The organism is Leptospira biflexa serovar Patoc strain 'Patoc 1 (Paris)', from assembly GCF_000017685.1.
Lineage (GTDB): Bacteria > Spirochaetota > Leptospiria > Leptospirales > Leptospiraceae > Leptospira_A > Leptospira_A biflexa.
This window is the reverse complement of sequence record NC_010602.1, coordinates 684,737-697,903: the sequence shown is the minus strand read 5'-3', so window position 1 is coordinate 697,903 and position 13,167 is coordinate 684,737. Positions and strand designations below refer to the sequence as shown.

The following is a 13,167-nucleotide window of genomic DNA, read 5'->3' as shown; positions in this document are numbered from 1 at the left end:
GATTAGGTCAGTTTGATTTGTTTTGGGCCCCAAGTAGGTTCAAATTTTTTAAAACATTTTTGTAGGATGTATTTTCTTCCAATGGTTCTCGGATGTTACCTTTTTCTTTCATCTCTTCCAAAATGGATTTGATGCGAGAGTATTCATCATAAGCCAGAGACGTTTTTCCCACTTGGTATAAAAAATTTGCCTTTGCAAATCGAGTGGGGACATTATAAGGTTCTTTCCTTAAAATTTGGTCGAGAAGGGAGAATGCGATTTCAACTTCTTCATAACCACTACTTAGTTTTCCATTCCAAACTTCATCTTTCAAAGAAGAATCAAAATAAATCAATGCCATTTGGAAAGGAAAACGAGTGTCCTCTTTGTCCAACTTTACCAATTGTTTGAATAAAGATATAGCTCGGCTTCTCCGCGTCACTTCCCATCCCATATCTTTGGATGCATTTGCATAGGCAACGGCAGTCTCGTATAACAACTGTTTATCCAGTTTTCCCGATTGGATGGCCTTTTCAAAATAAGGTAAGGCAGATTCATACGAATGGATTTCAAATCCACCTTGTTTGGCATTGGGAATGGATTCCGAGATGGCTTCTTCGTAATACCGAACGCCCACATCAGCAGAACCTGCCCTCATGTAAGCCCGAGCAATTTTCCAAGAGAGAGCCGCAGACTGATTGGATTTTTGGACCAACTTCCGGATCCGTTTTTCCATCTCCTCAATCTCTGCTTCTTCCAAGGCCAGTTTTTCCTTCCAATTGACGATGTCTTTTTCGGAAGCAGGCTCTCCCCCAATCCGTTTGCGGTACCTAGATTCGGTCAGAGACTTTAAGTATTCGCAGTGGGTGAAAAAAGACACCAAACTCAAGAGCATTCCCATTTTGAGTGCGGAAACCAACGAAAACCTGCTGTTTTTTGTGCCCATCGGTTCGATTTTAGTTTCTTTCTTTTGGATGAAAAGAAAAAAATGTGATTATGTCTCTTAGTTTTCGAAGCTTGGGGGAAGATCATCTCAAAGAGATCCTAACCTTGGAATCCTTATGTTTTCCGGGCGAAGAATGGACCGAAAAAATGATCCAAACCCATTTGGAATTCCATGTGGCTTTTGGAATGGGAAACCCAGAGATCCAATGTTATGCGTTAGTTTGTGAAACGCCTTGGGAAATTGAAATTTTCCGAATCGCCACACTTCCTAAATTTAGAAAATTAGGTCTCGCAAAACAGTTATTAGAACAACTTTTCCAAAAATTTCCTAAAAAGGAATTTTTTTTAGAAGTGAAAGAATCAAATGAACCTGCAATCAAACTTTATTTGTCTGCTGGTTTTTTTGAACTCGAGAGACGTAAAAAATATTATCCGGACGGATCAACTGCCGTTCTAATGAAGAGGAATCCCATCGAATGAAAAATGCATATGTTACTGGCGCATCGCAAGGTATCGGAAAAGAATTTGTTAGGGCTCTTGGCAAAGATTATAACGTATTTTTAATTTCACGTACAGAAGCAGACCTAAAAAAAGTGATAGTCGAACTTGAACCAAAGTCGAGAGGGATGTTAAAGTATTATGCTTTGGATCTCACTAAAAAAAAGGATGTGGAAGAACTAGCAAATCTCATTGAAAAAGACAAAGATGCGGAAGTTCTAGTGAACAATGCAGGATTTGGAACCGTTGGTGAATTTGCCGCCCTCCCCTTAGACAAAGAATTGGATGAAGTCAATCTGAATGTAAAAACATTGGTTCACCTCAGTCACACAGCCCTCAATCGTTTCAAAAAAAATAAAAAAGGTTTTTTGATCAATGTTGCGTCTATCGCAGGTTATCTGCCAGCACCAGGCAGTGCGATTTATGCGGCAACCAAAGCCTTTGTAAAATCATTCACTGAATCCATTCATGAAGAAGCAAAAAACTACGGAATCCATGTGCAGGCTCTTTGCCCAGGCCTCACTCATTCCGATTTCCATCAAAGAGCAGGGATCAACAAATCCAAATACCCATCCTTTATGTGGCAAACTGCAGATGAAGTCGTCGAAGAGTCGTTAAGTGCGCTCAAATACAACCAAGCTGTTTGTATCACAGGAAGTTTTAACCAAGGTGCCATTACTGTATCAGAATTGATCCCAAGAGGTTTTTTACGAAAACTGAGTGGCCGATATTTGAAACTAGAAGAGGAATAAGATGGATGTCGCTAAACTAGATACTTGGTATCGCAGACTTCTTGTACTATCTTCTGTTATATGTGGAGGATTCCAGGTATACTACGAAGGGAATGTTTGGATCAACGCAATCTTTGTCGTACTCATGGCGGGGATGGTAGGATATTATACAAATTTCCTTGCAATCAAAATGTTATTCCAACCAAAACATGGTAAGGTGCTAGGTTGGTCAGGACTTGTTCCCAAAAACAAATCCAAAATTGCCAAATCACTCGGCGAAAGTATCCAAAGTAACTTACTCCATCCCGATATCATCCTTGCTTATATTTATGAAAGGAACTTGGTGGAGACTGGCATTCAAAAAATAGTCAAAGAAATTGATGAAGCCATTCACAACGACGAAATCCGTACCATCCTAGTCACAAAAATCATCTCCATGTTAAAAGAACGTGGGCCAGAAATTTTAGAAGTCATCTTTGATTTTTCAGAAGAGACAATGAAAAAAATGGCAGAACGCCCAGAGGAAGTCCAAAAACTTTGGGAATACACTCGAAACCGCCTAACGTATTACTTAACGGAAGAAACAAATCGAGAAGAACTTGGGCAACAACTTCGTGTGGTTTTACTTGAAGAGATGCCGAAGCTCGCAAACCTCCTGAACGAAGGGCTTGAAGAATATTTAAAAACGAGAAGTACGCTTGGTAAAATTGGGATTGGTGTGAAAAAAATATTTTCCTTCAACGAAGATGCCATTCGTGAACTTTTAGAACGATTTGTCAAAGACCCTGAAACATCGGATCAGTTCATGAAAATGATGGATGATATGATGGCAGGATTACAAGAAAGACTCAATTCGAAGGAAACCCAAGAATTCATTACGGGTAAAATTTCCAACTGGTTAGAGGCAAGTGGTGATTATGCGAGACAAAACCTATTACCTTCCGGCATCGAACGCTTGCAAGCCTATTTAGATGATCCGAATAATTGGGAAGAAATTGAAAAAAACTTTTTTCGTGCGGTAGATTGGGTAAAAAAACGCCTTCTTGAGTTTATGAATAGTGAAGAAGGAAAAACCTATCTCAAAACCAATATTGAAAAGTTTGTCCACAACATCAACGTGACGGCTCTTGTCGAAGAACGAGTGATGGCACTAGACACTGATGATTTAGAAAAAATGATTCTCGACAACACGGGTGGGAATCTTGTCGTCATACAATTCTTAGGTGGAATCCTCGGAATGATTGCAGGACTCATCCAGGTTCATATTTATTTTGCTGTACCTGTGGGAACTCTTGTACTCATCACCTACTTTGCCCACTACCGAAACCAAAAACGGTTTGGTGAACCAAAAGAAACAGTTTGAAAACTTGCCATGTTTTTTTGATCCAAAATAAGGTGGGTTCCAGGATGCAATTGGAATCGATTGGTCGTAAACAAAACTACTGTTACATGGATGATTTAGATTAAAATAAATACAAAAAGGATCCGTTTGCTTCTTGGTAAACTGGATCCTGTTTCATTTCCAATCTTAGTTCCGTAACATCGGAGAAAAGATACCGCAAACTGATACTAGAAAGTAATAAATTTTCTGGAGTTTGGCTCACATAATGTTGGAATTGTATTCCACCTAACAACTTCCAGTTTCCCCATTCTTTTTGGTAGATCGTTTGGACATTTGGCCCATACCGCCCACCAAAATCCCAAAAGGGATGGAATTGCGATTTGAATCCCATAAGAAACGATACACTCCCCCATCTCTCCTTTGTTTTCGAAAATTCATCTGAAAACGTCCATCCGAAAGCCACATCCAAATTCGGAACCTGTTTTCTCTGCCAAGGCTTCTCTTCAATTTCCATTCCTTCCCGAAACCAAACATTCTGCCTGTTTTTGATGAGAGCTGTTTGGATTCCTAAATCCAAAAGATAGGACCAATGTTTGGAGATGGCATTGTAAGGGGTAAGGGAAACCAACCGTACAAGTGTGAAAGAAGTGAATTCCAATCGTTTCCCTTCGTATTGGCGAAGTGCAGCATCAAAAAACACCAATTCACTGTTTGGTGGTGATCCTTTTGACTGATTCAATAAATCATGGTAGGCAAACCGATACTTCCATTCTAAAAAATTTCCAAAATTGGAACTACCTCCTCCCAAGCTCACCCTCGATTTGGGATGGGAACCTTCTGGTGGAGTGGGAATTTCCTTCAAAAGTGTTGTATCGTAGACACTAGGAAATTTCGATCGGGCTTCGAGTGCTTTTTGAAAATTGATATTTTGACTTTCAGTTAAATTTTGGGATTTTGATTTTTGGTAACGGTTTGTAAGCAAATAGGCATCGAGTACCAGCGCAGTTCGGATCTTTTTTCCCTCTGGTTCCAAGGATGTAAAATCTAAAGTTTGGTTTGGTTGTTCATCCAAAATCTTCCAAAATACTTTTTTTTCCTCGGGATCCATCTCCTTTACCAAATTTACAATTTCCGAATATAAGGATGGTCGGTATTTTTCACTGACAACCAATCCATCAGTGTTTGTATAAATTTTAATCGTATCCACTGGACTGACAACGGCACCTAACTTTGATTTCAAATTCAATTCTGGTTTTACGACATCCAATAATTCCACAAGAAAGGTTCCACAATTTGCATTTAAAAAATAATAATCAAATTCTCCCCGGGACAATTCCCATAAATGGGTTAGAAGTAGGTCCAACTCATTTTGCTTCAGAGACAAACGGTATTCCCACAAGTCTCGGTTTTCTAAATCATTGTATTCATTCACCTTTAAGTAATAAGGAAACAAGGTATACTTTGCTTTGTAGCCACCAAACAGTCCGTAAAAGGCATACCGAAAGGGATCTGTCTCTGGCACATCGGCTGCCACATTCACCGCATAGTCTAAAATTTCGGAATCATTTTCGGAATTGGATTTTTGATTGAACTTCACCATGGTATGACCAAACACAGAAGCTGGCGCCATCATATAATAAGAAGCAAACACAATGGAAACAGAATCCACATTTAAGGACTCTTTCCATTGTTCAAACCGTTCACATCGAATTCCATTTTTATGTTGTAAATCAACACCAAACATTCGTTTTATGAACTGGTACCGAGCAGGAAAGGAACAAATGGGATGCATTTGTCCCTCCGGAATGGGTGTCTCAAGCAAAAAACTGCGAAGGGTCGCCTCTAATTCCTTTGTTGGATTGTTTTCTCCGTCTTCATCAAAAAAAAACAATGATCCCTTCACCTGGCTCTTGTAGGTTTCCTTTCCAACAAGTTTATAATGGAGAAGTCCAAGCCATTCGGGATGAAAGCCAAGCCGCCTAACACTCGGGTTATCCAGTAAAGACTGTAATAAGTTTTGATCAGATTCGTTTGTGGGTGTATGCCCACCCCAAACTTTCATGGATTTTGCTTCCCTTTCCCAAACAGGTTTTGGATTGGCAAGGATATCAAAAATGGAAACGCTTAGATAGATTCCAAAAAAAACGATCCTCCCTATTTCCCATTTTTTCCAAGGCACAAGTCAGAATTCCCGAAGAGGCCAAAATGAAAAAATGCTTTTTGATTCCGTCCATCGGCATAGAAATAGCAGAAATGATCACTCTAAGACCTGTTTTTCTTTTACTTCTCCTTTCCTTTCTCTGGACTTGCCGATCGGCAAGCTCTGCATTGACCCGTTTGCCAGCATTCGGCGAGTCCGAACTTTTTGTTTCGGAAGAAATTTTTCTTTTAAAAGACCTCATCCCCATCACAAACAAAAAGGAAATCTTCAACAAAAACCTGTTTGTGGGGGATCTCAATTTTTCAGGGGGAATCGCGCGCGAAAAAACGATTTGGGGGGAACAAGTGGTCACCAAACAAATCGAGTTCCTAAACGAAACAGGGGTTAAGGGGGAATCCGTAAATTATGTCCGATCCATCGTGACAAACAAGTTCAAAACCTATCAGAAATTTACCATATTCCAACCTTCCAAATCATTCCAAATCCAGTTTGAAAGGGATCTCACCAAAGTAGCAGACGAGGGTTCAGACAATGTCAATATCCCAAACGAAATCCCACAACTGACAGTCTCTTCTAATGCTGATTTTAAAGGGAAAAAAGGGGTTTTACTGGTTCCGATCATCCAATACGCCTACTCACATAATGCCGGTTGGTTCAATGGGCAAGACTGGGGTTGTATGGCAGGGGTCAGAGCAAAACTTTTGCTAGTTTGGGTCCAAATGGAAACAAAGACCGTTTTACACGTGGAAGGTTTAGAATCAAAACAAAAAGAACTGCAGAATAACCGCTACAATTACCTAGACCGCACTCGCAACTTCCAAAAAATTTGGAAAGAAATTGGGGAACAAATCTAGAATTTGTTTGACTGATTCATAACCGTGTATCTAATCTTAGTCTCTCGGAGGAACTCAACTTGAAAAAAAGTTTACTTTTTTTAATCGCAGCAGTAGCGTTCGTTGCTAATTGCTCATCAACTACAAAAACTTTCCCTGGCTTACACACTGAAACAGTAGCTCTTGCTCCTGCAGACTACACAATCAGCGGTGACACAACTGGTAAATCTTGTGGTGGAAGATTCTTAATTTTCCCTACTGGTATTACAAACAAAAGTGGATTTGTATCAACTGCTTTCACACCAGACCCACTTCAACAACAAGCGATCTTTGACGCAATTTCTAAAGTAGAAGGTGCAAACTACCTTGTAAACCCAAGATTTGAGTATGAATCTACAAACTACTTCATTGCTTCTAGTACTTGTGTTACGGTTAAGGCAAAAGCAGTCACTTTAAAAACTGGCCCTGTGAAATAAGGGAGAGCGCACATGAAAAAAATCATTGTTGTTCTACTTTCAGTTACATTCATCATGATGAACTGTAAAACTGCTAGCTCCTCTCGATACTCAACCGGAGTAGCAACTTTGCCTTTAGCTGCAGCAGCTTACGATGTTGGACAAGAAACATCTGCAAAAGCTTGTAACTATGAGTTAGGTTGGTTCAATCATGAAGGTATCAATATGAATGATGAAATGCCAGAACTCTCACTTTTTGAGTGGTTTCTAACAGGATTTACAAGTGGGGTTTATTATGCATATAAAGCAACTTCTCCTAACTATTCTGTAAAAGCAGCGGCGATTCACCGTGCATTGAAGAAAACCGATGGGGATGTATTGTTTGAAATGAAAACAACTACACAGGTTGACGGATTTCTCTTTCCGGATGTTTGTGTCACAGTTTCAGGAAAAACTGCAAACTTAACTGGTCCTTCTGTTACAGCAAAAAAATAACGATACCAATCGTTAGTTGAAACGAATCTTTTTGTTCTAAACAAGAGGTTCCAATCAATGAGAAAGCGGAGATGAAACTCTCCGCTTTTTTTATATTCAATCCTTTTCATACTCCCCACCTGAATACAAAAGTATTGATTTTCCATCCTTTTCACGAAGTTCGATCCGCTCCCCCAAATTCCTACCATAGCCTAAAATACGAAGAGTTTTCCCTCCTTCCCATTGGCAAGGGACTTGGATTGTATTTTCCATTCCACCTAACATATAGTAGATCGTTAATAACGGAAATCCACGTTTGTCTTTTTCCAATTTGAGTTTGGGAACAATGGCATAGGGTTCTTTTGTCACAAAGGTTCCAAAAAATTGGGAATCAGGGAACTTATGGTCTGGGAGAAATTTCACACCAATCCCGGCTGTTCCTTTTGGCAAACCTTTGGAATACAATGTAAAGATGGGATTCCCTTCCCAAGATTCAAATTCGATCCGAATTTCGTTCAGTTGAGGATCATTGATTTTAATGAGGCCAAAAAACACTCGCAAATCGATGCCATATCGTTTTTCCCTTTCCACAAGGCCCAGATCAAACCCCGTTAAACTGAGAGTAGGTGGAGTTCCCTCTTTGTATTCATGGATTCCAAAAGGAGAGATGTAAAAACCATTCTCTCCTTTCACTAATTCTTTGTTTTGTGGTGTAGGAAGCGGACTTGGTTCTGGACGAAGCCCCATTCTTTCTTCCCATAATAGCTCCATCACCTTTGTGTTGGTTTCTTTTAAACTTCCAGTTTGGAGTCCAAGAGTGTTGCCAGCAACAAAGGATACAATTTCTGTTTGGGGATCATAAATTAAGTCAGCAAAAAATGGAGGCAAGGATCCGGAATGTCCATAAAACCAAATGATTTTGCCATCTGCTTCGTAACTTGTTTTGAGAACGGGTAACCCAAGTTTCATGTCAAAATTGGAGGTGGGGCCAGGTTGTGACCTGTGGAATTCTTCAAAACTCTCTGAACTGAAAAGGCCTTTGTTTTCTTTACTCTTAAAAAATGCCTTCATAAAAAGACCCATATCTTCTCCCGTTGTCGATATGGAACCCGCTGTCAAATCGCGGATCACAGGACGGATGGTTTGGGTTTTCCAAAACAAACCGGAATACCCAGAAATCAATTCGGAATTTGGTAAGGACTCAAGTAAGGTCGTATGTTTCATCCCCGCCTTTTCAAAGATATGTTTTTGGAAATAAACTTCGATCGGTTCACCTGACGAGCGTTCAATGATATTCCCCAAAAGACCAAAACTTAAATTGGAATAGGAGTGAATTTTTCCAGGTTCATTTCGTTCCATACTGGCAAGAGAATTTGGTAAAGCTCGAAAGGATTCTAAGATGGTTTCTTCTTTGGCATCTGGTGGTAAAAAAAATCCCTTGGCCAAGTCCGAAGGAAGGCCTGACTGGTGGGTCAAAAGGTCGCGGATGGTGATTTCACGGTAACCTTGTATTTTTGGTTTTACCATTTTGATTTCAGGGAGATAAATGGATACAGGATCATCTAACTTGAGTTTACCGGAGTCTTGTAACTGCAAGATCGCTATCCCTGTGAATAGTTTTGAAATGCTCCCAATTTTAAAACGATCCACTTTGCCTTCCGTCTGATTCCCAATTTGACCTGAATGGACTTCTCCATCTCCCATAATGTAAAGATAGGTTAAGGATTTGATCGATGAAGGTGAAAGGGATTCCCATTTCGATACAATTTCCTTATGGATTTGGTTTTTCTTTTGTGTGGCGAGGGGAAGAGATGAATCTCCACTGGTTTGGCATTGGATAAGCAGTGTGAAAAAAAATACAAAGATGAGTCGGAAAGGGAAAATGGGATCGAGATTCGGAGATTTGGTTTTGGCTTTGGCCTTTACAGATTCAATTCGGGAAGGGTTTATTTTTGGTAAGGATTCGGTTTCCTTTTTGTGATGAGAATGAATCTTTTGCACTTTCTTCGATTTCATACCCCAAGAAAAAAAGGATTCGATCCTGGAACAAGCCCATAAAAAACAAAACTCCCCAAACCTACGGATTGGGGAGTGATCGCTATGCAAAAGAGAAAGAACAACAATCGAGTCCTTTCGTCTGGACTCTGTTTGTTGGAACGATTCTAGAGGAGTGGCAATCTGTTTTAGTCTTGGATCACACTCATCGAGTATTCGGAAATGGCTTCCCTACGTTTTTCTGCATAATCTTTATGGAACCATAAGTCTTGGGTGGTTTTGGCAGTTTTTTTGTTACCAATGGTGATCGTGGTCATACAATGATCCACAGCATACTTCATGGCTTCTTTCCCTGTTTCTCCAAGTCCTTTGTTCCGTTTTTTACGAGTGATTTCCGCACCTTGTTTGTTGACTCGTGCAACTAACTTGTCGTAGTCGGAGTCATCAATACAGAAAACAGTTTCTTTTTTGGCATCTTTCCACTTCACATCCACTTCATACAATGGTGCCGCAGAGATATTTATAAAACCTAACTCAAAGAGCTCTGGCCAATACTCGTAAAAGAAAGATAACATTAGGGAACGAATTGCATACCCGTCAAAATCCGCATCGGTGATGATACTAATTTTGTCATAGTTCAGTTCATCAATGGACTTTACTTTTTGGTCCAGAGGAAGGCCCACAATGGCGACGATGTTTTTCATCTCTTCGTTTTGTAATGCCTTGGCAAGAGACATCCCTTTACAATTGAGTGGTTTCCCTCGAAGTGGGAAAAGTCCGTGTAATTTAGGATTCCTTGCTGGACGTAGTCCCGCAATCGCCGAGTCCCCTTCTGCTACGAAGAGAATTCGGCCTGGATCGTTTGGTTTGCCTGTCGGAGGCATCAGCTTAGGGATATTGTTCCGGGACGCCTTACGGAGGCCTTTCTGCGCATCCTCGAGCTGTTTCATCTGGGTTCTGCGCTCCATCACCATCTTAATTTCTTCGATGAGGCCAGTTTTTTTCAAAAGTTTGTCCAAATGTTTGTCAACGGACTTACGGATGTCTTCATTCAAATCATTGATGAGATAAGACTTGTCCTGGGATTTAAAGCGAGGGTTTAGGATCCGAAGGTTCACATACATGTGAAAACAACTTCTGACATCATTACGAGTGCATTGTGTATTCAGTTTTTTTTCTAAACTGACAATTTGAGATTTTTTACGGATCTCATCACAAAGCCTGTTTTCCAAATACTCAATGGCAGATCCACCTTGAGGGCAAAAAATTGAGTTTACCCAAGTTAGGTTTTTGTTTTGGCCCACAACCACATACGTATCCATATGGATTTGTGAAGCGGAAGCCTTATCAGAATAATCTAATTTATAGTAAACCATCTCAGAGTTACTAAAAATCTCATCAAAACCTTTTTTGAATTTATACTTTTCTTTCCCTGTTTTGTGGATAAAAACCACTTCCAAACCAGGATTAGACATTGCGATGTCTTGTAAGTATTGTTTCACCAAGTTGATGTTAAAGGAAGTATCCAGGTTGTTAAAGTATGCAGAATTGAGTTCAAATTCCACCGTAGTCCCGTGGTCTTCTTTTTTGGCTGTTTCTACAACGGCGGTCATCCCTGTTTTGTCGCAAGGTGCTTTTAGTTGTTTGATTTGGTCTGCGGAAAGCAAAGGACAATCCACAAAGGTTCCATGTTCATCATAATATAAGTGAACACGTTCTGTATCTTCTTTTGAAAGTTTGAAACTGCGAATGACTTTTTTTACATCATCATGGATGCTAAACATCTTTTTGTATGCTTTGCCACCATTGATGGTTTTGACTCGAAAGAAAGAAGAGACCATACGAACGAGTGAGATCCCCACACCATTTTGTCCTGCTACGTGGTCTTCTTTCGCTAAATCATCAAAGTTTTCTCCATACATCAAGTGGAGGTAAACCCCTTCCGCATTGTCGGCAGGAATTCCACGACCATTGTCTTGGATGGTCACTCGTTTGCGATCTGTAGACAATTGAACGATGAGTTTGTTCATTTTGTCTTTTTCGGGAATGGCTTTATCGTTTAGGTTTTTGCGATATTCATCCACGCAGTTCATACAAGCTTCATCTAAACATTTGATTTTAGCTGGAATGTCTGATAGTTCCTCATGGGACACTTCGTACGTTCCGGCATTGTCTCTTTTGAAAAAATGTTGTTCAAAGGTAGACAAAGAGTTTTGGCCAAGCCACATCCCTGTCCGCATGCGAACGTGTTCTACGTGAGATAATTTTTTAAAATTTCGCGAATTTCCTGAGGTTTTTTCAGTTTTTTGAGCCATAGATATTTATTTCGGATCCCATTTTTTCTTCAGTTCATCTAACTCATCGGTCATAAAACCAGTGAGTTTTTTATCATCTTTTTGTAAGGTTGTGTATTCGGTGTATTTGGTTTTTGCTTCCACGATCGCATCTTCGCATTTACGAACTTCTTCCAAAGTCATTCTATAAACGGGAATGGAACTCAACCATTCGAAGTAGACGAACTTGGCTGCTTTTAACTTATCTTCAAATTCTTTTTTGGATTTAATCCCTGTTACTTTTTCGTTCCATCTTTCTTTGATGAAGCGAATGAGTTCTGAGTTTCGATCAATTTTTTCTTTTTCAAGTCCCGCCAATCGTTTGAAACGACGGATGAGATGGGTTTTACGGAAATCACAAAACCGTTTGATGATCTCTTCTGGACCAAAGTTACGAAGTTTTCCTTCGTGAGTGATGACGTTGATTGTAAGCACTTCATTGTTTTCTTTGGTAAAAAGTTCTTTAATTTCTTTTTCGGATGGTTCTTCGCCTTTTTTAGCAATGAGTTCGATTTTGAAGGTTTGGCTGGAATGGTCCACGTAGTCTTTCAACCAATTGTCTTTTCTTTCAATCAAATCATCTAAGTAGTTCACCACTTTTTCTCGGTTCCAATTCATCGGAGAATCAACAAGATACAATTTCCCGTCTTCTTTTTTGAATCCGAATGTGGTGGACATCACAGTGTTTCCATTGTCATTTTTTGACAATTTCACTTCTCCACCGTACCCTTTGTACCATGGAGTGATCTTTTTTGGTTTACCAGTTTTTAAATAAGTGACTTGGGATTCGATCACATCACTCAGTTTATGAGCTGGAATAAAACAACGGAAACCCGTTGCAATCCCTTGGATGTTATTGAGTAAAACGACAGGAACCTTTCCTACAAAATGAATGGGTTCGTCTTCTGTTTCATCGTAGTTTTTTACATAATCAATGTCAGGCAAACTTTCAAAAAAACCTAAGTCTTTTGCAAAGTCAGAAAGTTTGACTTCTGTATAACGAGGGGATGCAATTGCATTGGGATCAAGGACATCACCAAAAGTTCCTTCTCCATGTACCAAAGGATAATTATTCGCAAAGGCAAAGTCTTGTGCCATTTGGGAAAGAGCATCTTGGATGGATCTGTCTCCATGTGGATGGTATCCCATCGCAAGCCCCGCGACTTTTACTGTTTTTGTATGACGGTTTCTTGCATCTGAATTCCACATAGCCCATAGAATTCGTCGCTGAACAGGCTTTAGGCCATCAATTTCTTGCGGTATGGCTCTCGAATCGCACACATATCGGGAGTATTTCCTTTGGTCGTCGTTTACTTGGTCTTCAAAGGGGCGTTTCGGATACTGTTCTTCGTTCTTCATGGTTCCAAATGACACAGGGGTGCGATGAATTGACTTGTCAAGCGGTTTTCCCTTTTTAGACT

General features: G+C 39.9%; 11 protein-coding genes. 6 read left to right on the top strand and 5 right to left on the bottom strand.

What is annotated here, in order from left to right:
- Positions 1-7: 7 nt before the first annotated feature.
- On the bottom strand, positions 8-925 hold the full coding sequence (locus LEPBI_RS03390) for a tetratricopeptide repeat protein (RefSeq protein WP_012387708.1): 918 nt from the start codon (positions 923-925) through the stop codon (positions 8-10).
- A 50-nt stretch (positions 926-975) separates the two neighbouring features.
- On the opposite strand from LEPBI_RS03390, the gene LEPBI_RS03385 reads away from it, so the two are divergent.
- From LEPBI_RS03385 to LEPBI_RS03375, 3 genes are read left to right on the top strand one after another with little or no spacing between them, the layout of a single operon-like run.
- Positions 976-1,404, top strand: a complete 429-nt coding sequence (locus tag LEPBI_RS03385) for a GNAT family N-acetyltransferase (protein WP_012387707.1) — start codon at positions 976-978, stop codon at positions 1,402-1,404.
- A complete protein-coding gene (locus LEPBI_RS03380; protein WP_012387706.1) occupies positions 1,401-2,174 on the top strand; it encodes an SDR family NAD(P)-dependent oxidoreductase in 774 nt (257 codons plus the stop codon). Before LEPBI_RS03385 ends, LEPBI_RS03380 begins: the two co-directional genes overlap by 4 nt.
- 1 nt (position 2,175) lies before the next feature.
- Positions 2,176-3,516 carry a DUF445 family protein gene (locus LEPBI_RS03375; RefSeq protein ID WP_012387705.1) on the top strand — a complete coding sequence of 447 codons (1,341 nt, stop codon included), beginning with the start codon at positions 2,176-2,178 and terminating at the stop codon, positions 3,514-3,516.
- Positions 3,517-3,616: 100 nt separating this feature from the next.
- On the opposite strand, the gene LEPBI_RS03370 is transcribed toward LEPBI_RS03375, so the two are convergent.
- Entirely contained in the window at positions 3,617-5,674 is a 2,058-nt protein-coding gene (locus tag LEPBI_RS03370; RefSeq protein ID WP_012476144.1) for an Lnb N-terminal periplasmic domain-containing protein, read from the bottom strand.
- A gap of 26 nt (positions 5,675-5,700) precedes the next feature.
- Here LEPBI_RS03370 and LEPBI_RS03365 point away from each other — a divergent pair, with 26 nt between their 5' ends.
- Genes LEPBI_RS03365 through LEPBI_RS03355 form a run of 3 tightly spaced genes read left to right on the top strand, consistent with a single transcriptional unit; the run spans position 5,701 to position 7,439 of the window.
- Complete coding sequence (locus LEPBI_RS03365) at positions 5,701-6,510, top strand: nucleoid-associated protein (RefSeq protein WP_012387703.1); 810 nt, start codon at positions 5,701-5,703, stop codon at positions 6,508-6,510.
- Positions 6,511-6,569: 59 nt separating this feature from the next.
- On the top strand, positions 6,570-6,965 hold the full coding sequence (locus tag LEPBI_RS03360; protein WP_012387702.1) for a hypothetical protein: 396 nt from the start codon (positions 6,570-6,572) through the stop codon (positions 6,963-6,965).
- A 12-nt stretch (positions 6,966-6,977) separates the two neighbouring features.
- Positions 6,978-7,439, top strand: coding sequence for an LEPBI_I0682 family protein (locus LEPBI_RS03355; RefSeq protein WP_012387701.1), 462 nt, complete (start codon positions 6,978-6,980; stop codon positions 7,437-7,439).
- Positions 7,440-7,535: 96 nt separating this feature from the next.
- On the opposite strand, the gene LEPBI_RS03350 is transcribed toward LEPBI_RS03355, so the two are convergent.
- The 3 genes from LEPBI_RS03350 to LEPBI_RS03340 all read right to left on the bottom strand — a co-directional run bounded on the left by LEPBI_RS03350 (position 7,536) and on the right by LEPBI_RS03340 (position 13,105).
- Positions 7,536-9,434: a serine hydrolase domain-containing protein gene (locus LEPBI_RS03350; protein ID WP_226992871.1), complete on the bottom strand. Its 1,899-nt coding sequence runs from the start codon at positions 9,432-9,434 to the stop codon at positions 7,536-7,538.
- A 167-nt stretch (positions 9,435-9,601) separates the two neighbouring features.
- The gene (locus tag LEPBI_RS03345; protein ID WP_012387699.1) at positions 9,602-11,728 is read right to left on the bottom strand and encodes a toprim domain-containing protein; all 2,127 of its coding nucleotides are present in this window, start codon (positions 11,726-11,728) and stop codon (positions 9,602-9,604) included.
- A 6-nt stretch (positions 11,729-11,734) separates the two neighbouring features.
- Positions 11,735-13,105: a DNA gyrase subunit A gene (locus tag LEPBI_RS03340; protein ID WP_012476142.1), complete on the bottom strand. Its 1,371-nt coding sequence runs from the start codon at positions 13,103-13,105 to the stop codon at positions 11,735-11,737.
- Positions 13,106-13,167 lie beyond the last annotated feature (62 nt).

Excerpts from the sequence above, each read along its gene's own strand:
- LEPBI_RS03390 (WP_012387708.1), bottom strand. The coding sequence starts at position 925 with ATGGGCACAAAAAACAGCAGGTTTTCGTTGGTTTCCGCACTCAAAATG.
- LEPBI_RS03385 (WP_012387707.1), top strand. The coding sequence starts at position 976 with ATGTCTCTTAGTTTTCGAAGCTTGGGGGAAGATCATCTCAAAGAGATC.
- LEPBI_RS03380 (WP_012387706.1), top strand. The coding sequence starts at position 1,401 with ATGAAAAATGCATATGTTACTGGCGCATCGCAAGGTATCGGAAAAGAA.
- LEPBI_RS03375 (WP_012387705.1), top strand. The coding sequence starts at position 2,176 with ATGGATGTCGCTAAACTAGATACTTGGTATCGCAGACTTCTTGTACTA.
- LEPBI_RS03365 (WP_012387703.1), top strand. The coding sequence starts at position 5,701 with ATGAAAAAATGCTTTTTGATTCCGTCCATCGGCATAGAAATAGCAGAA.
- LEPBI_RS03355 (WP_012387701.1), top strand. The coding sequence starts at position 6,978 with ATGAAAAAAATCATTGTTGTTCTACTTTCAGTTACATTCATCATGATG.
- LEPBI_RS03350 (WP_226992871.1), bottom strand. The coding sequence starts at position 9,434 with ATGAAATCGAAGAAAGTGCAAAAGATTCATTCTCATCACAAAAAGGAA.
- LEPBI_RS03345 (WP_012387699.1), bottom strand. The coding sequence starts at position 11,728 with ATGGCTCAAAAAACTGAAAAAACCTCAGGAAATTCGCGAAATTTTAAA.
- LEPBI_RS03340 (WP_012476142.1), bottom strand. The coding sequence starts at position 13,105 with ATGAAGAACGAAGAACAGTATCCGAAACGCCCCTTTGAAGACCAAGTA.